18 protein-coding genes are annotated in these 18957 nt (G+C 45.5%); 8 read left to right on the forward strand and 10 right to left on the reverse strand.

What is annotated here, in order from left to right; genetic code table 11:
* The first annotated feature begins 26 nt into the window (after window positions 1-26).
* Entirely contained in the window at window positions 27-1265 is a 1239-nt protein-coding gene (locus CLV42_RS12685; RefSeq protein ID WP_106602287.1) for a peroxiredoxin family protein, read from the forward strand.
* 93 nt (window positions 1266-1358) lie between these two features.
* Here the strand turns inward: CLV42_RS12685 and CLV42_RS12690 are convergent, their stop codons facing one another.
* The 3 genes from CLV42_RS12690 to CLV42_RS12700 form a co-directional block, all read right to left on the reverse strand.
* Complete coding sequence (locus tag CLV42_RS12690; RefSeq protein WP_106602288.1) at window positions 1359-1658, reverse strand: YtxH domain-containing protein; 300 nt, start codon at window positions 1656-1658, stop codon at window positions 1359-1361.
* 61 nt (window positions 1659-1719) lie between these two features.
* Complete coding sequence (locus CLV42_RS12695) at window positions 1720-2442, reverse strand: SRPBCC family protein (protein WP_106602289.1); 723 nt, start codon at window positions 2440-2442, stop codon at window positions 1720-1722.
* Window positions 2443-2575: 133 nt separating this feature from the next.
* The gene (locus CLV42_RS12700) at window positions 2576-3217 is read right to left on the reverse strand and encodes a tetratricopeptide repeat protein (RefSeq protein ID WP_106602290.1); all 642 of its coding nucleotides are present in this window, start codon (window positions 3215-3217) and stop codon (window positions 2576-2578) included.
* Window positions 3218-3377: 160 nt separating this feature from the next.
* On the opposite strand from CLV42_RS12700, the gene CLV42_RS12705 reads away from it, so the two are divergent.
* On the forward strand, window positions 3378-4211 hold the full coding sequence (locus CLV42_RS12705; protein WP_106602291.1) for a 3-keto-disaccharide hydrolase: 834 nt from the start codon (window positions 3378-3380) through the stop codon (window positions 4209-4211).
* A gap of 83 nt (window positions 4212-4294) precedes the next feature.
* Here CLV42_RS12705 and CLV42_RS33695 read toward each other — a convergent pair whose 3' ends face one another.
* Window positions 4295-4477, reverse strand: coding sequence for a hypothetical protein (locus CLV42_RS33695; RefSeq protein WP_146154373.1), 183 nt, complete (start codon window positions 4475-4477; stop codon window positions 4295-4297).
* Between the two features lie 177 nt (window positions 4478-4654).
* On the opposite strand from CLV42_RS33695, the gene CLV42_RS12710 reads away from it, so the two are divergent.
* Entirely contained in the window at window positions 4655-5836 is a 1182-nt protein-coding gene (locus CLV42_RS12710) for an acyltransferase family protein (RefSeq protein WP_106602292.1), read from the forward strand.
* Window positions 5837-5885: 49 nt separating this feature from the next.
* Here CLV42_RS12710 and CLV42_RS12715 read toward each other — a convergent pair whose 3' ends face one another.
* Window positions 5886-7262: a glucoamylase family protein gene (locus CLV42_RS12715; protein ID WP_106602293.1), complete on the reverse strand. Its 1377-nt coding sequence runs from the start codon at window positions 7260-7262 to the stop codon at window positions 5886-5888.
* A gap of 208 nt (window positions 7263-7470) precedes the next feature.
* On the opposite strand from CLV42_RS12715, the gene CLV42_RS12720 reads away from it, so the two are divergent.
* From CLV42_RS12720 to CLV42_RS12730, 3 genes are all read left to right on the forward strand, one after another.
* Complete coding sequence (locus tag CLV42_RS12720) at window positions 7471-8181, forward strand: RNA ligase family protein (protein ID WP_106602294.1); 711 nt, start codon at window positions 7471-7473, stop codon at window positions 8179-8181.
* Window positions 8165-9277 (forward strand): AAA family ATPase, encoded by a 1113-nt coding sequence (locus CLV42_RS12725; RefSeq protein ID WP_106602295.1) that lies wholly within the window; start codon window positions 8165-8167, stop codon window positions 9275-9277. Before CLV42_RS12720 ends, CLV42_RS12725 begins: the two co-directional genes overlap by 17 nt.
* Before the next feature lie 68 nt (window positions 9278-9345).
* Window positions 9346-10557, forward strand: coding sequence for a multiheme c-type cytochrome (locus CLV42_RS12730; protein WP_106602296.1), 1212 nt, complete (start codon window positions 9346-9348; stop codon window positions 10555-10557).
* A gap of 70 nt (window positions 10558-10627) precedes the next feature.
* Here the strand turns inward: CLV42_RS12730 and CLV42_RS12735 are convergent, their stop codons facing one another.
* The 4 genes from CLV42_RS12735 to CLV42_RS12750 all read right to left on the reverse strand — a co-directional run bounded on the left by CLV42_RS12735 (window position 10628) and on the right by CLV42_RS12750 (window position 14363).
* A complete protein-coding gene (locus CLV42_RS12735) occupies window positions 10628-10933 on the reverse strand; it encodes a hypothetical protein (protein WP_106602297.1) in 306 nt (101 codons plus the stop codon).
* A 135-nt stretch (window positions 10934-11068) separates the two neighbouring features.
* The gene (locus tag CLV42_RS12740; RefSeq protein WP_106602298.1) at window positions 11069-11254 is read right to left on the reverse strand and encodes a hypothetical protein; all 186 of its coding nucleotides are present in this window, start codon (window positions 11252-11254) and stop codon (window positions 11069-11071) included.
* A gap of 44 nt (window positions 11255-11298) precedes the next feature.
* Window positions 11299-11856, reverse strand: coding sequence for a DUF6934 family protein (locus CLV42_RS12745; RefSeq protein ID WP_106602299.1), 558 nt, complete (start codon window positions 11854-11856; stop codon window positions 11299-11301).
* Window positions 11857-12152: 296 nt separating this feature from the next.
* A complete protein-coding gene (locus CLV42_RS12750; RefSeq protein ID WP_106602484.1) occupies window positions 12153-14363 on the reverse strand; it encodes a TonB-dependent receptor in 2211 nt (736 codons plus the stop codon).
* Between the two features lie 236 nt (window positions 14364-14599).
* Between CLV42_RS12750 and CLV42_RS12755 the strand changes: the two genes are divergently transcribed.
* Together CLV42_RS12755 and CLV42_RS12760 are read left to right on the forward strand one after the other, a co-directional pair.
* Window positions 14600-16048: a 3-keto-disaccharide hydrolase gene (locus CLV42_RS12755; protein WP_106602300.1), complete on the forward strand. Its 1449-nt coding sequence runs from the start codon at window positions 14600-14602 to the stop codon at window positions 16046-16048.
* A gap of 19 nt (window positions 16049-16067) precedes the next feature.
* Window positions 16068-18044, forward strand: coding sequence for a hypothetical protein (locus tag CLV42_RS12760; protein ID WP_106602301.1), 1977 nt, complete (start codon window positions 16068-16070; stop codon window positions 18042-18044).
* A 297-nt stretch (window positions 18045-18341) separates the two neighbouring features.
* On the opposite strand, the gene dcd is transcribed toward CLV42_RS12760, so the two are convergent.
* A complete protein-coding gene (gene dcd / locus CLV42_RS12765; protein ID WP_089836719.1) occupies window positions 18342-18878 on the reverse strand; it encodes a dCTP deaminase in 537 nt (178 codons plus the stop codon).
* Window positions 18879-18957 lie beyond the last annotated feature (79 nt).

Raw genomic sequence — 18957 nt, forward strand, 5'->3', positions numbered from 1 at the left:
CAGATCAGACAGACGTAAACAGTATTATGAACAGACTTTGGCTTTTATTATGCCTTCCGGCATTTATATTTGGAACACAACTTGAAAAATGGGACCTGGAACCCGGTGTATGGCAAGCCAGCCTGCACAGAAAAGACGGGGCAAACATTGTTTTTAACTTCGAAGTAAAAGACAGCGCCCGCCAGAAACTGGTATATGTACTAAATGCCAACGACCGTATGCTGGTGGATGACGTAAAGATCCAGGGAGACTCTATTTTCATTAAAATGCCTTTCTTCGACTCTGAATTCAGGGCCGCGTTTACCAAAGAAGGCGGTATCCAGGGCAATTGGATCCGTCACCTGGCAGACAGGGACGTAAGTATTCCTTTTACAGCTGCACACAATGTGAGACAGCGCTTTGTACAGCATGAGGCGGCAAAAGGGAACGTGAGCGGACGCTGGTCCACCTGGTTCACCACACCCGGTAAAAATGACTCTTCCTATGCAGTAGGCGAGTTCAAACAGCAGGGGAATATTGTACATGGTACTTTCCTGACACCTACCGGCGACTATCGCTTCCTCGAAGGTATTGTAGATGGTGATACACTGAAACTCTCCACCTTTGATGGATCTCATGCGTACTATTTCACCGCGCTGGTAAAAAACAATACCCTGGAAAACGGGATCTTTTATGCCGGTATCGGCGATGGCAAAGAACAGTGGACAGCCGTAAAAGATGACAAGGCAGCTTTGCCTGATGAGAAAGCGCTCGCTTCTGTAAAACCCGGTAATAGCCAGCTGGATTTTACATTCCCTGATATCAACGGAAAGAAAGTAAGCATTAAGGATAAACGTTTTCAGAACAAAGTAGTAGTGATCACCATCATGGGGTCCTGGTGTCCGAACTGTATGGATGAAACAGGGTTCCTGTCAGAGTGGTACAAGGCTAACAAAGCGCGTGGAGTAGAAGTGATAGGACTGTCATATGAACGTACCACCGACTTTGCAAAATCACAGAAAAGCCTCCAGGGTTTCCTGAAACGCTTTGATGTGCGTTATCCGGTACTGATCACAGGCGTTACTACCAGCGATCCTGAAAGAACAGAAAAAACTTTACCACAGATAACGAAGATTAAAGGCTTCCCAACCACTATCTTTGTAGATAAAAAAGGAAACGTGCGGGAAGTACATACCGGATTTTCCGGTCCTGGTACAGGAGAGCATTTTGAAACCTTCAAGAAGGAGTTTAATGACCTGGTTGACGGTTTGCTTACAGAGAAATAGTATATACTAACTAACCCAATACATTAAGTGGCGGTAAAGCTTTTTAAGCTACCGCCACTTTCCTTTATTGCTGGTCATCCGTTATATGTAATTTTATACAGCTTCTTTTTTAAACTCGTGAAAGGTTTCAATAGCCTCATCTATGATGGTGAGGATCCTTTGTTTTACATCATCTTTTATGCCCGTAACCTCGTGCTCCACGATATATTTCAGCTCAGTTAATCCGTCTGCGCCTTTGCCTAATATCCGCTTCACACGGCCCTGCAGGTGATGGGCAGATTTCCTGATCTTTTTGCGTGTTTCTTCTCCACTATCGGGAGCGGTCAGAATACCAATGACCAGACCTGCAGCTACACCAACAAGGGCTCCACATAAAATTTTAGCAGTGCTCATAATAAAAGATTTTTAAAGATGTAATAAAAAGGCTGTAAAGAGTTTCCAAATATTGGGCCAGTTAAGCCGTGATCTCGCCTGTTTCCACATAGTGCTTGAAACGCATCACATCTTTCTCCACCATTTTGTAGAACGCACTATTCAGCAGCCAGGCAAGTCCTGTACCTACATAACCTGCAGGCGGACGGTAAGCAATCACTACGGATATTTCGGTTCCTCCGCCCGGAGCATCTTCAAACATCACTTTACCCGCTGTGGCGATATTGGAACCAGGAGCCGAACGCCAGCCTATAAAAGCCCCCGCCTCGTCTTTGATGATCTCAGCATCCCATTCCAGTGTACCGACACCACCGGGGCCTTTTACCACCCAATGGGAATGGAAGTCGTCATGTTCTGTAATAGATGCCAGATGCCGCATAAAATGAGGTAGATTTTCCAGCCTTCTCCAGAAATGATATACCTCATCCCTGGGTTTGTCGACCGTAAATTTCGTCCTGACCTTTATCGTACGACTGTGTTTTTCACCCATTCTCCTGCCGGCATAGGCAGTGATAGGACAGTTCCCTGATATTCCCCGGTATAAGAGGTAACCACCAGCTACCAGTCTCAATAAGCTTCGGATGGGATGTTTAGTAACGTTGTTGATCGCGGAATTTGTGAGAAGAGCGCCACCGACGATAGATGCAATACGCCCCTGCTTGCTTACATTCAGGACATTCGACTGCTCATAGAGCATAGTAGCGCGGGGCTCGCCGTGTCCATTCAAACTTTGATATGTACTCATAAACAACGGGTTTTTGTTATCAGATAAGCGAAAATCCTGCTTGAATAATAATGTATTGATAATTAGTATGTTATGTTGTTTCCATCATTGTGGAATTGCGTATAAAATTGCCCAGATGGGTGAGGCGGATGAGCTAATCCTGCGCTTGTAATTCCTTTTCCAGCTCCTTGAATATATCATTCCCCCAATGTGGCTCCAGCTCATCCTTCAGTTTAAAATCAGCGAACCGCTGACCCGCTTCTTCCACTATGGGCGCTGCCTTTTTCTTACCACCGCCGAACAGGACAGGGGTGTGATAGACCACCAGCGCCTTCATCAGGTATGCCCTGGGATTGGCACTATCCGCCTTAATGGCTTTGTCTGAATAATTACGGCTGTCAGGGCCCAGTGACATTCCCCTGGAACTTTTGGCGTTGATACGGGCAGACAGCCAGTACGCCATTAAGGTCAGCGTCTCTGTATTGTCTGGTTGCAGGGCCAGGGCTTTCTTTACATAAGGCTCTGCCTTCTCTGTAGAGGGATCTGCCTCTCCATCGGGCGCTCTGAAGGAAGATTGCGTATAAGCCCAGCCGGTATAATATTGTAACAGCCACTCCTCCGGATGTGCCGCTGCCAGGTTACCGATCTTTTCAGCGCCCTGTTGCCAGATAGTAAAGTCTGTTGTCTTATCAAGTTGTGCCAGTTCTTCTTTGAGAGATTGCTCCCAGTTGGTCTGTCCCTGTACCACAAAGCCGGTTGTCAGCAATGCCAATAGAAATGTAGTAAATGCCCTCATAATAGTCTTTACAGTGAGTATTTCTAAATATATGCCAACCTTCCCGACGTATAAGAAACAGATAATGCCGCCGCTTTGTTGCCTTCAGATGCACCTTATAAAAATTCCGGATAAATAATTACCGTTTACTCCCTATCTTAAAGCCATAAATCACTGACGTATGAAAAAACTATTCACGTGTGGATTGCTGCTGCTGACACTCACCGGAATGGCCCAGAAAAAGGTAAACGGATGGCTCCAGCTGTTCAACGGAAAAGACTTGACCGGCTGGGACATTAAGATCAAAGGACATGACCTGAATGAGAACTATGGCAACACTTTCAGGGTGGAAGATGGACTGCTGAAGGTACGTTATGATCAGTACACCAACTTCAATGAACAGTACGGTCATATCTTTTACAACAAGAACTTCTCGGCTTACGTGATCGTGGTGGAATACCGCTTTGTAGGAGAACAGGTAGCAGGTGGTCCCGGATGGGCGCTGCGTAATAGTGGGATCATGCTGCACGGACAAACTGCCGCCAGTATGGGCAAAGACCAGGATTTCCCTATCTCCCTGGAAGAACAGTTGTTAGGCGGCAATGGGAAAGACCCGCGTTCTACCTCCAATCTCTGCACACCAGGTACCAATGTGGTCATGAACGGAAAACTGATCACAGAGCATTGCATCTCTTCTACTTCGAAAACTTATCACGGTGAGCAGTGGGTACGGGCCGGAGCGTTGGTAATAGGCGATTCTGTGATTAAACACTTTGTGTTCAACGATACTGTGATCGTATACAATAAACCACAGACTGGCGGCGGAAATGTGTCGGGCGCGGATAGTACCCTGACGGTGGAAGGACGTTTATTGAATGAAGGGTCTATTTCCCTGCAGAGTGAAAGTCACCCTGTTGACTTCAGGAAGGTAGAATTGTTCGACTTGCAACCATTTGTAAATGATCCCGTAAAACTGGAAGCAGTACTGAGGAAATTACAAAAGAGGAAAAAATAGTAACGATAATAATAAAGGACCGGTAACCAGGAATTGAATGCGAGTCCGTCTTCGATAGAATGCCTGGTTGCCGGTCTTTCTTTTTAATGCATTACCAGCGTTGCTTGCTGGAAGCTGGTGTCAGGAATATTAAATTGCACGGCGCCATGTGGCGGACGTGGGGGTCTCGGTGGTCTTGGTGGTGCAGGAGGATGATGAGGTGTTACACAACTTGCTCCCGCCAACAACAATCCCAACACTGCAAACAAGGTGCTGATCTGTCTCATGTTGTTCGTTTTAATCCACTATTATAGAAACAAAATGCATGCCGTTCCGAAGCATTGCTATCACTGGCCTTTAGCGGATCATCCTGCTATAAAGCCGCTTATAAATGTCCCCAAAAAGATATCAGGATCTCATTAAATTTGCTGTCTGCAACATAAAATCCGCAGCCCCCCTTTTTAATGTCACAGATACCAGGAACCGGTAAGCATTTTGCCGGATTAGACCACTTGCGCGCCTTCGCCATCTCCTTTGTTTTCATTTATCATTACCGCATCTTCAAACATCCTGAATGGATAGATACCATCGGCAGCTTCGGATGGACAGGCGTAGACTTGTTTTTCGTATTGAGTGGTTACCTTATTTCATCGCAGTTGTTTGCACAGATCGGCAACAATGAACAGATCTCCTTCCGTGAGTTCTTTATCAAACGTTTCTTCAGGATCATCCCTGCTTATCTCACCGTACTGGCATTGTATTTCCTGGTGCCTGATTTCCGTGAAAGAGAAGCCCTGCCTCCCCTCTGGAAGTTCCTCACCTTTACGCAGAATATCGGTCTGCATCTGAAGGACAGGGGTACCTTCTCACACGCCTGGTCATTGTGTATTGAAGAACAGTTCTACTTCCTGTTGCCCATTATCCTCATTATGCTGGTCCGCTGGAAGGCATTGAAGGTCGGACCCTGGTTGCTTGGTATTTTATTTACCGCGGGATTTGCGATCCGGTTATACTGCTGGTTCGTAGTCTTGAAACCTGTCATGGGTGCAGACGATTTCTGGGTAAGCTGGTATAGGTGGATGTATTATCCAACATTTACACGCCTTGACGGATTGCTTACCGGTGTAACCATCGCTGCTATTTTCCAATTCCTGCCTGTTATCAGACAGAAGATTATGGCATTGGGGAATAAATTACTGCTGATAGGATTGGTATTGCTGACAGGCGCCTGGTTTCTTTGTGAAGATCCTGCTACATTCTATGCATCCATCTTTGGCTTTCCGCTGATCGCGATCGGTTATGGCGCCATGGTAGCAGGAGCAGTCAGTGAAAACAGTTTCCTGTACAAAAAGAAGCTGCGTTTCACAGCAACATTGGCCATGTTGTCTTATGGCATCTATCTCTCGCATAAAGGTATTATACACCTGACGCAGTTATGGGTGGGCAATATGGGGATAGGGCAGGAGAGTACAGTGATGTTTATTATTTGCATGGCTACCTGTGTACTGGCGGCTTTGTTGTTGAACAGGATCATTGAAAAACCGTTCCTGAAACTCAGGCAACGTATCCTGCTTTTTACAACATCCCGCCCGGTCTTTTCCAACCAGCAGCGTAAGGCAGGCAAGCGTTCCGTTGACGCTAATTGACACTGGTAAAATATCGCCGGGACTGTGCCGATACACAGCCCCGGTGATATTATTTATTCAGATAAGGACTCTGAAAGTCCAGTTTCTTCAACCCTGCTTTCACTTCGGGACAACTCATAAACAGTTTCCAGAGCAAACCGCTACGGTAGTTTTCCATCATCACTACTGCCGGTCCCTGATCTATTGCGAGGTAGCGCTTGGGATACCAATTGTTTGTTTCGCTGAATGCATCGTAAAAGCCATATTTGCCGAATATTTTATCGCGCATGCCTTTATACCAGTGCACCATCGCCTGCTTCGAATATTCCGGTGTATAAGGTATGGAAGACAGCGCAGCAGTAGGAGAGATGACACCCAGGTCAGTATTCTCGCCCGGCGCATGTGCCGCATATCCGTTTACGGAATAACTGGCAGTTAATCCCCAACTGTCAGGACCGTAGCCTTTGTACTTTTTAGGGTTCTCCATACACCATTGACGGTTGATCAATGTCTGGTTGGTATTATGCTCCCAATAGTCGGCATACCTGTCTTTTAAGCCATGCGGATCGAGTCCCAGGTAGGAATAGTGTGCCCAGAATAAGGGCCCACCGTATTGTTTCGCATAGTTGTGCGATAATGAGAGCGTATAGCCATAAGCTTTGATACTATCTCTGATAGCACCGTTACGTGCCCATCCCTCATGATATACTTCCGCCGGAATGCTATGCGTAGGAGAGGAGGCTGCCAGCACATACATGATCAGGCATTCATTGTAGCCTGTCACCGGGAAATTCATCTCCCATTGATAGTTAGGCGACCAGTGCCAGTACAGCACATTCTTGCCATTCCTGTACCAGCTCCAGTCCACCTCTTCCCACAGTTTATTAATCCGGGCAGCAAGCGCTTTTTCCTGGTCATTACCTGTAGCAAAATACTGGCGTACGCATAATAGTCCCTGCACCATAAAAGACGTCTCCACAAGATCTCCACCGTTATCTTTCTGTCCGAAGGGCTTTACCTTTCCGTTCTCTCCATACATCCAGTGTGGCCAGGCGCCATGAAAGCGATCCGCCTTTTCAAGGAAAGATACGATCTTCGTCAGCCGCTCCAGTCCCTGCTGACGCGTAATATAACCTCTCTCAATGCCGGCAAGGATAGCCATCACGCCAAAGCCACTACCTCCTGAAGTAACAACGTTCATATCATTCTCCGGATAATCGCCATCCACATGATAACGTTCTCTTGCCATACCACTGGCAGGTTCTGCGCCATCCCAGAAATACTGGAACGTATGCGCTTCAACAATATTGAAAATAGAATCTGTGGATAAGGCAGCGGTATCAACAGCTGTGCTGTCTTTCGTTGACTGATGAGTGGATGGGCTGCCACACGACATTACTGCCGGAACTATTGCTCCAAGCAGGCAGAGGAATAGTGAGTTTCTCATAAACGTAATTTACTGTTTTTTGAGGATTGCATTTGAATATATAGCACTTCATAAAATATGTGAAGGAAATACTTACCTTTGCGAACAATTATAAAAACTGACAAACCTTGCGTCATGTAATATCACAGGCATACAATTGTTAACTACGCCACCTGCGTTCTGCAGGAATGGCCTGTGAATCCTTTTTGTTAAATGAAAATACCCCGATATGGCTATTTCAGAAAAATATGGCCGTACCTATCATTTTCCGTTCTCGCCGGGCACTACCAGCGATGACCGCATTCAGCATGATTATTGGCAGCATATTTCTGCCATACCATCGCTGATGCATACGGAAAAACTGGACGGTGAAAATAATTGCCTGTCCCGCTATGGTGTGTTTGCGCGCTCGCATGTAGCGCCCACTACCTCTCCGTGGACGGAAAGCCTGCGCCGTTACTGGCAGCTGATAAAGAATGACCTGGGCAACCTGGAAATATTCCTCGAGAACCTGTATGCCATACACTCTATTGCATACAAAAACCTGGATCATCATTTCTATGTGTTCGCCGTAAGAGAACATGACCGCTGGCTTAGCTGGGAAGAGACCAGCTTTTATGCCGCTATGCTGGATCTCCCTACAGTGCCGGTCATTCAACAATTGCGCACACCATTGGTGAAGGCTGATTTTGAAAGTAACATCTTGAACATTGTAAAAGGTGCTGGCAGCTTGAATGCATATGATGCGGCTACAGGCGCACCTGCTACAATGGAAGGGATCGTTACACGTAATGCCGCCGGTTTCCCCATGCAGGCATTCGCAGAAAATGTATTTAAATATGTAAGAAAGGGGCACGTAAAAACAGACGTACATTGGACGCGCAACTGGCGTCGGGCAGCCCTGAAAAATGAAGGAGGTAAATATGTGGACAATCACTGAAAATAAATCATGGTCATACCTGGAGCAGACCTACGACTGGGTACGCGATATGCAGGATGTACCGCAGGATCCTATACATCATGGAGAAGGGAATGTAGCCATTCACACGCAAATGGTGCTGGCTGCATTGCAGGAGCAAGCGGGTTATCAGGCATTATCTCCGCAGGATAAAGAGATACTCTGGGCCGCAGCGCTGTTGCATGACGTGGAGAAACGCAGTACTACGGTGACGGAACCGGATGGACGTATCACTTCAGCAGGTCATGCGAGAAAAGGCGCTGATACCGCCAGGCAGATATTATACAGGGAGATCCCAACACCTTTTCATATCCGCGAGCAGATCACCCAACTGGTGAAATATCACAGCCTGCCTTTATGGTTGCTGGAAAGGAGGGACCCGCTGCGTACGATCATTCATGCATCATTGCAGGTAAACACAGCACACCTGGCCCTGCTGGCACGTGCTGATATGATCGGACGGATGGCCCCTGATACTGCTGAACTGTTGTATCGCATTGACTGCTTTGAGGAATATTGTAAAGAGCATCAATGCTGGGGAACACCCTGGCCTTTCGAAAATGCACAGGCCCGTATGCACTATTTGCGGAAAGGTGATATTGCGCCGGGGTATGTGCCTTATAAAGCGCCGGCAGTACAGGTGGTGATCATGAGTGGACTGCCCGGCGCCGGTAAGGATACTTATGTGCAGCAACATTATCAGCAGCCGGATTGGGAGATCATCTCACTGGATAAACTCCGGATACAGATGAAGATCAGCCCTACGGATAAAAGTGGTACAGGGAAAGTAGTACAGGCTGCTAAAGAACAGGCAAGGGTGTACCTGAGAAATAAGCGTTCATTTGTCTGGAACGCCACCAATACTACCCACCAGATGCGGGAACAGCTGATTGCTCTCTGCATGCAGTATGACGCGGGTGTCACCGTCGTATATGTGGAAGTGCCTTATAAGGAGCTATTCCGGCAGAATGGGAACCGTGAAGCAATCGTACCCCATAATGCCATGCAGAAGCTGATCAACAAACTGGAGATCCCTGATCTGACTGAAGCACATGCCGTAATTTATCATGCGCGCTAGAGAAAAGAAGGCCGGAGGTATAACCTTACCGGTCTTCTTGTTGTTACTTATATGATCATACAGTAACAATGAAAGAGCTCATATTCTTAATAATCATATCTGTGATATTCACAGGCAGTATTATATGCGCTGCCTTTAATCCCGGACCTGTGTCCTCCGCCAGGGACACTCCGGCTTTCGCCGGATCAGCAGCATGTGCTTCCTGCCATAGCGATATCTTCCAAAGCAGCCGCCATACAGCTCATTTTCTGACTTCCGCATTGCCAGACGACGAACATATTAAAGGCAGCTTTATGCCCGGTAAAAATCAGTTTGTGTACAATAAATGGATGGTGGTGGAGCTGGAAAAGAAGAAAGACGTCTTTCTGCAAACAGCCTATATGAACGGTATCCCTACGGAACAAAGGGCCTTCGGTATTGTGGTGGGCTCCGGAAGAAAAGGGCAGACGTACCTTTACTGGGATAAGAATAGTCTTTACCAACTGCCGGTATCTTATTACACACCAGCGAATGATTGGTGCAATAGTCCGGGCTATTCGGAAAATTACATCCGCTTTGACAGGCCTATTCCTGCGACCTGCCTGGAATGCCATTCCACTTATGCGGAATCAAAAGAAAAGAAAGATGGAGGCACTGTTTTCAACAAAAAATCGATCCTGTATGGTGTCGATTGTGAAAGATGTCATGGTCCCGGTGCGGCACACGTCGCATTCCATACACAACATCCGGAGGCAAAAACTGCCAGTAACATCATCAGTGCGAAAAACCTCTCCCGTCAGCAACGACTGGATGCCTGTGCCCAATGTCATTCAGGATTAAGGAAACATACACAGCCCGCTTTTAGTTTTACGGTAGGACAAAAACTGGATGACTTTTCTACACCAAATTATGATGTCGATACCGTCGGAAATCTGGACGTGCACGGTAACCAGTATGGTTTACTGACTGCCTGCAGATGTTTCAAAATGACGGCACAACTGGACTGTTCTTCCTGTCATAATGTACATGTCAGCGAGCGACAGAATATGACAGCATTTTCTCAGCGCTGTATGAGCTGTCATAATGTAAATGGCGTTGCCCATGATTCCTGTTCCTATAAACCACCAACAGGAATAATACTGGCAGATAATTGTGTTGACTGTCATATGCCCTTGTTACCATCGAAGAAAATAACCCTGAAGCTGGCGAATGAATCAACCGTGGAAGCGGATATGGTGCGTACGCATTTTGTGAATGTCTATCAGGAGGCAACGAAAAGGTTTGTGGAGAAGAGCAGGTAAAAGGAAACCTTACCAGGTTCTGATAAGGTTCAAGTCATTAGGAGAGATAATGTTCTGAAAGATAACTTAATTAACTGTTTTCAAGGGCTTCTAATCTAGCCATTTTGTCGTGATTTGCATGATATGGTGTCCAATGTTCAATCCTTTTTAGATGTTGATTGATATCACCTAATTGCGTTTCAACATTATCTAACCGACTCTCAACTTTATCTAATCGGCTCTCAACTCCATCCAATCGATTTTCAACTCTATCCAATCGATTCTCAACTCTATCCAATCTACTTTCAACCTTATCAAATCGAGCATCAAATGAATCAACCTTGACAGTTAATACTTGAATACCGGCCATTATAGCCTCAAATTGAGTTTCAGACATTCCCCTGTTGCTTTTTTAAGTTAAATAAGATAATACCAGCATTAACTACAACTAAAATAGTTCCTAAAAATTAATGCTGCTATTGATTCATTAATGTTTACATCAAAACCTATACGTCAACATTCAATGATTCTTTTATGGAACTTTGTTAAAAACTCTATCTAACTCTTCCATAAGTTCATCTGCCTGTTCTTTGGTTCTAATGAACTGAGCCAGCGATGATTTGCCACTTACAAGTCTTGGCGGCTTAGTTGGTTTGCCAGTTGTCCGGGCTTGTTCAATTAAGCTCCTGATCTTTTCTTCTACTTTTTCATCTTCCATGATAGTAAAGTTATTTTTTTATAGAATTAGTGTTGATAAGCAATTTATTTTTTTGTAAAAATGAAATAGTTATATAAGAATTCGGGGTACCTTGGACTATCCCGTGTGATTTTTACGACAGAGGATTTGACATCCTTAAAATCAAATGGATTCTCATATTGGTGTTTACCAAATCTGGCGATTCTTACATAATATTTCATAGCCCCTATATTGAAATAGTTGCTTAGATACTCGAAATTGTCCAGGATAATTCTATAGTACAACAAGGCCCGTGAATTGTTGGAACCGTCAATTCCCAGATAATGAGCGGGATTTTTGGCCAGATATGTTCGCGCATGCAAAAGGATGGTGGAAAAGGCTTTCGAATAGTCCCTGTGTTTTATTTGCGCTTTATCGTCGATCTTGCCGTTTGCATTTAACGGACCAAATGCTAAATTATAGACATTAGGCATTAATTCATGCGCTTGATCGCTTATTGCTACCATTAGCTTTTTCTTATTTCCGTCTGCAAGTTCTGTGTCAAAACTGGCCGATTTCATTTCGCAGGATGTTGTATTAATATCGTAAACATCGTCGAAGTTGATTTTAACTGCTATTGCCATTTATCTCTGTTTAAATGTGTGGATTAACTACGTGAATACACATACCAGAGATTGACAGAACAGATGCAAATTTTACATGGCAACATTCAATGCCATATAAAATCGAAATTCCAATTTTCTATTCATACTTGCGTTAATGGCTAGTTAACAGTGCTAAAACGAATGTAATGGCTGGAGATTATCAGAAGTGAACAAAATGAACAGGAGAGAAGTACAACTTTAGAAATATAAAAAGGGGTTAAACTAAAGCACATTTTACTTTAGTTCAACCCCCTGAAAAATACGATTCACTGTCATTAAAACCTATACGTCACCGTCCCCCTGATATTAAACGGAGTACCCGGTGTAAAATGTATCTCCGTCACCGGTGCGGCCTCATTCTTCAACCTGCTCTCTGTCGCAAACTGTGTCTCATTCCACGCCGTATTGAAGATATTCTCCGTGATCAATCCAATAGTAAACTGTTTATGCTGATAACTAACATTTGCATCAGTCACACAATATCCCTTCGCTACAATGCTGTTATCTTCATTAGCCGGACGGTGCCCTAAATATCTGGTATTAATACCTGCATTAATCCCAGACGGATGATGAATACTCACCCCACCAACTGCGGTAATTACCGGCGCCAGCGGAATACGGTCTTCGCCTTTTGCTGCCTCATTAGAACGGCCATGCGTATAAGTAAAATCACCATTGATAAAGATCCATTTCCCTAACTGATAACGAGCGCCCAGATCAATTCCCTTACGGGTAGTTTTACCACTTGGCTCTACAATGCCTGCATCACCAACATATACAAATTCCTGCTCAAGAAACAGATACCACAAAGCCGTGTTCAACACCAGTTTTGGTACAGGTTTCCATACCAGCCCAAGATCTGCGCCATAAGCTGCCGGCAATGTTTTAAGTCCTTTCTCTGTAACGACGACACGGGTATCATTGCTGTGAAATCCTTTACCTAATTTCAGGAAATACTGGATCTTGTTATTAGGATTATACAGGAAGTTAAGCTTAGGGCTCACAATAGATTTGCCCTGTGTTTGTGTAGCATAAGCAGCCGCCAGTTTATCTACATAATCAAATTTGAAGTGATCCACACGTACTGCCGGATTGATCAGCCATTTACCTGCTTTGTATTCCGCACTCGCATAAGCATACAGGTTGGTTTCATTCACATCTCCCAGCTTTAATTGTTCCAGTGTGGTCTTCCTGTTCACAGTATGTGACAGCTCAATGTTATTCACATCATCATTGCGTAATCCTGCCGCTACTTTTAATTCCAATGGATTTTCCCCGGGATAAAAACTCTTGTTCAACTCAGATTCAAATCCAAAGATATTCCTGTCTTCTTTCTGCCTGATCTGATCACCATTCACAGGATCTTCAAGGAAGAAAGTAAAGTTGGAATACAACTCAAAATTATAACGACTGTAAAATGCAGTGCTTCTTACAAAGGTATTCGCATCCACATGTTTGAGGTATTGAAGGTTCACATTGGTGCGTTGTGTATGACCACCTTCCGTATTGTCAATAGCGCCAAAACGTGTGATCAGTCCTTCATCAACGGCTCTCTGTGGTATCTGTCCGCTGGCATCCCATTTACTGTTGAAGTGAGAAACGGCGACAGACAATTTATCATTATTCTCCATGTAAGCGGTGTACTTACCTATTACGTTAATGCGGTTAAAGTTTTGCGGAGAAATAAAGTAACCATCTGTCATCTGGTAATCTGCCGCCACATAGGCAGATTGTTTATTATCGTTCACAAGATTAAACATCCCCATGGTCCTGTAAGTATTGAATTTACCTCCTTCCAGGGTGATGCTGCTGTTATCAAGCCTTTCTTTTGTTTTAAAAGCCACATAACCTGCCGTGGCAAGATTGCCCTTATCCGCATGATAGGGCCCTTTATCGAAATCAATGCTCTCAACGATCTCCGGGATAAGGAAATGGAGGTCTGCATACCCCTGTCCATGCGCATGGCTGACCATATTGACCGGCATACCATCTACACTGATGTTGATATCAGTACCATGATCAACGTCAAACCCACGCAGGAAGATCTGTTCAGCTTTACCTCCTCCTGCATGCTGACCAATGAACAGGCCGGGTACTTTGCGTAGCAGTTCCTGCGAAGACTTTACCGGGTTAGTTTTGAGATCAATATCTGATATAATGTTCAAATGCCTGATGGAAGAGGTGATGGCCACCTCATTCAGCTCGAGGTTGGACGATTCCAGTATAATTTGCTGTGATGGTTTTTGAAGTACTACAAGCTGTGTCTTGTAGGACACATGTGATATTTTTAGAGTGTCTCCCAGCTGTCCTTCTTTCAGGCGGAAAGCGCCTATTTCATTGGTATGTGTATGACTGCCTGTACGCAGGTCATAGATAGTTGCATCCTGCAAAGGACGTCTTTCACGATCATACACAGTGCCACTGTAGTTTTGGGCATAAACACCAATGGCAGAGCATGAGAGCATAAATGTAAAGATCTTGCGCATATAGGATTTTGTCGATTGGTTACTGGTTAATAGTTCGAGGATATAGACTGTGCCAAACAGCAAAAATAAAAATTTGCTTAACAATTCGTTTAACATTTCGGCTATAAAATATTTCCGTTCATCCTAAATTCTCTCGTATTAACTTGTGTCCGCGATAAACTATATCTATATTAGCGGGCGTCAAAAGGTCTCAACTTTCTATTATTCCACTTTTGACTTAATCTTATTTGAACGTTATGTTACTTAGATCGAAGAATCATGCAAGCCGGTCTCTGATGGGTTTTCTGTGCCTCTATGGTATAGGAATGGCAGTTGCCCATCCGGTTTCCGCGCAGTCAGGCAAATTGCCATTGCAGGACCTATCTGCCTTCCGCGAGCCAGGACAGAGCTGGAGTATTACCAGCGATGCCTCCGCAAAACTCGATAACCCTCACGTACTGGATGCTGTAGCTGGTACAGGGGTGTTATTCAACATGCCGGACAAAAAACATCCCGGTAAAGACCTTTTCTCCACCGAAGAATATGGTGACGTGGATATTGAACTGGACTACATGATGGCGCCCGGTTCCAATTCAGGTATCTACCTGCAGGGCAGGTATGAGATCCAGTTATTGGACAGCTGGAATACCAAAGTGCCTAAACCAGGCGATAATGGTGGTATCTACGAGCGTTGGGATGATAGTCGTCCTGATGGTCAGCAGGGTTACGATGGCCACGCTGCCCGCGTAAATGCCAGCCGTGCTCCAGGCCTCTGGCAGCACATGAAGATCTCCTTCCAGGCGCCTCGTTTTGACGCTGCCGGTAAAAAGATTGCCAATGCGCGTATGCTGCTGGTAGAACTGAACGGTGTGACCATCCACGAGAACGTAGAACTGATGGGACCTACCCGTGGCTCTATTGGTGGCGGCGATGAAAAAGCAACCGGCCCGCTCCGTTTACAGGGCGATCACGGTGCTGTTGCCTTCCGCAATATTACTATTAACAAGCCTTCCGCTGCACATACTGGCAATGAAAGGGACAGAACAGTAGATCCTATCCTGATTGATGCGCCGGTAAACACTGTTCTGCGCAGCTTCATGGATGTGAAGAACAACAAACGTGTTGTACACGCTGTTTCCGTAGGCTCTCCTGAAAAAGTGCATTATACCTACGATCTCGATAAAGGTATGGTAGCACAGGTTTGGCGTGGTGAATTCCTCGATGCAACACCTATGTGGCATGACAGAGGAAATGGCTGCTCCCGTCCTCGTGGCGCGGTACAACTCCTGGGTGAACCATTCTTTACCTTGAGCAAACTCTCTTCTCCACAGGCAGCCTGGATGACTGATACGACCGGTTCTGGATACCGTCCTAAAGGTTATGTACTGGATGAGAATGACCTGCCTACTTTCCGTTACCAGGTATATGGTACATCTGTTTCTGATGTGGTGCGTGTACTTCCTGAAGGACATGGCGTACGTCGTGAACTGACGGTAGCTGCTCCTGTTGAAGGACTGTATGCTAAACTCGCAGAAGGTACTACGATAGAAACACCTTCAAAGGATCTGTATATTATAGATGGAAAATCTTACTATCTCCAGGTAGATGATGCAGGTGGTGAAAAACCTGTGATCCGTGAAGCAGGTGCAACAAAAGAGCTGATCATCCCTGTACACAGTAAACTGAGCTATTCCATCCTTTTCTAATTCCTTTCGACTATTACAAATGAAAAACATTTATAAGGCATTCATAAAAAAGACCACGTTGTATTCGCTGTTAATAGCCGCGGCAACGGGTGTGACTTCCGGGGTACGTGCCCAGGAAACGCCTAAAGAAGAAGATTTTTATAAGATCCTGAAGGTATCTTCCCCTGAAGGTACGCTGTTGGAAGTGGGTGGTTTGACAGTATTGCCGAATGGTGATCTGGGCGTATCTACCCGTCGTGGTGATGTATATGTAGTAGAGAATCCTACCAGCCGCAAACCTTACTTCCGCAAGTTTGCTTCCGGTCTGCATGAAATACTGGGCCTCGTCTGGAAAGATGGCGCTTTCTATTGTGCACAGCGTGGTGAATTGACCAAACTGGTAGATACCAACATGGATGGTAAGGCAGATGTATATGAAACAGTATTCGCATGGCCTTTGTCCGGTCACTACCATGAGTACAGCTTTGGTCCGAAGATCGCGCCTGATGGCTCTTTCTTCGTATCTGGTAACGTCGCTTTCGGTAACCAGGAATGGTGGCGCGGTGAAAGCCGTGTGCCCTGGAGAGGCTGGATGATGCACATCTTCCCTGACGGACATATGGAACCATATGCTACCGGCTTCCGCTCTCCATGCGGTCTGGGTATGATTAACGGTGAATTGTTCTATACAGATAACCAGGGCGACTGGTTCGGTTCCGGTGGTGTATGGCAGGTTAAACAGGGCGATTTCATTGGCCATCCTGCTGGTTTACGCTGGACGAAAGAACCTAATTCTCCCGTAAAACTGACCCAGGAACGTTTCTTCTCACTGGTGGATGAAGGCCGTCCTAAAGACGCAAATGGCAACTACACCAAGCCAGAGAACAGTGTTACTGCTCCTTTCGTAACACTGATGGATGTGAAAAAGAAGATCCCTGAACTGCGTCTGCCTGCTGTAGTGCTGCCACACGGTATACAGGGTATCTCCAACTCCGAGATCGTGCAGATCCCTGAAGGCTCCTTCGGTCCTTTTGCCGGCCAGCTGCTGGTGGGCGACCAGGGTCAGAGTAAGATCATGCGTGTAGTAATGGAGAAAGTGAAAGGTGAATACCAGGGTGTGTCCTTCGACTTCCGTAGCGGTTTCCAGTCAGGTGTACTGCGCATGGCATGGGCGAAAGACGGTTCTACCCTGTTCGTAGGTGAAACCAACCGTGGCTGGGGTTCTGCCGGTGAAGCCAATGAAGGTTTACAGCGTCTGGTGTGGAATGAAAAGATGCCTTTTGAAATGAAGACGATCAGATCTAAACCTGATGGTTTTGAGATCGAGTTTACCCTGCCGGTAAATAAGAAATCTGCAGAAGATCTCGCTTCTTACTCAGTAGAGAGCTTTACTTACAAATACCACTCTATATACGGAAGCCCGATGGTGAACATTGCAAAATGTCCGGTAAAAGGTGTGAAAGTATCTGAAGACGGATTGAAAGTAAGACTGATTGTAGATAGCCTGCGCCTGGATTATGTACACAACATTACCCTGGAAGGCGTACGTGAAAAAGATAACGCTTATTCACTGATACACCCAACCGGTTACTATACACTGCACAACCTGCCTGAAGGCGATAAACTGCCTTTAAGCCAGGCCAGCACCTTCAATTCCGCTAAATCCGCTGCAGCTGCTTCTGCTGCGGCAGATAAAGGAAAGACTGCTGCTGCAAAAGATGCTGCTGCAACTACAGCTAAAACAGCTGCTACTGCAAAAGCGCCTACTTACGATGAAGTAAAACCTCTGCTGGCAAAATATACCTGTCTGGCCTGCCACAACGCCAGCAAACGTCAGGTAGGACCAGCCTACGTAGATGTTGCCAAACGTAAATATTCTGCTGAGCAGATCCTGAAACTGCTTGCTAATCCAAAGCCACAGAACTGGCCTGATTACGCAACAGAAATGCCACCAATGCCACAGGTACCACGTGCCGATGCATTGAAGATTGCGAACTGGATCAACTCATTGAAGTAAAATATAACGCCGGATCATTTTGGGCTTTCGGATGAAGATTGACGAAGCAGTTAAAATAATATTGCTTTAAAACGTACGTTGATCTGTTCAAGTCCAACTATGCGTCGGGTATGCGTCGTGTATACGCCCGGTATACGTCGGGTATGAGGCATACCAGGGTATATTAAGGAATGAACCGGAATAGTGTTTTTATATTAACTGGTTGAAGATCAATATTAAGATGATTAAAAAAAGGCCCCCGGAATTATTCCGGGGGCCTTTTTCTGTCTATTTATTGATAGTATTTTCTCAGAATGATCAGAATTGGTTCTTCCACATCATGCTTTCTACTGGTTTGATGGTACGGCCATTGTATTTGGCATTACCTTTCTTATTGTAGAAAGTCTCCACTTCTCCTTCCACCACGAAATAGATCAGCTGTCCGATTGGCATACCTGCATACACGCGTACGGGTTGAGCGCAGGAGATCTCCAGCGTCCAGGTATTACAGAAACCCACATCACCCTTACCGGCAGTAGCATGGATATCGATACCCAGGCGGCCGGTGCTGGATTTACCTTCCAGGAAAGGTACATGAGCATGTGTTTCTGTGTATTCCAGGGTTACGCCCAGGTAAAGGGTGCCGGGTTGCAGCACGTATCCCTCTTCCGGGATCTCGAAATGTTCAATTTCATTGTGGGCGCGGGCATCCAGTATCCTGTCCTTGTAGGTGGCCAGGTATTTACCAAGGTGTACATCGTAAGAGTTGGTGCCGAGATACTTCCGGTCATAAGGCGAAATAACGATAGTGCCTTTTTCAATTTCCTCCAATATCCTTTTGTCTGACAGGATCATAGATCGGGTGTAATTAGTTTGTAGTAATAGTTGTGTTAGTATTGCGCTTCCGTGTTAATGCATTCTGCATTCAGCTTTT

Origin of the sequence: Chitinophaga ginsengisoli, assembly GCF_003014595.1 — a bacterium.
GTDB lineage: Bacteria > Bacteroidota > Bacteroidia > Chitinophagales > Chitinophagaceae > Chitinophaga > Chitinophaga ginsengisoli.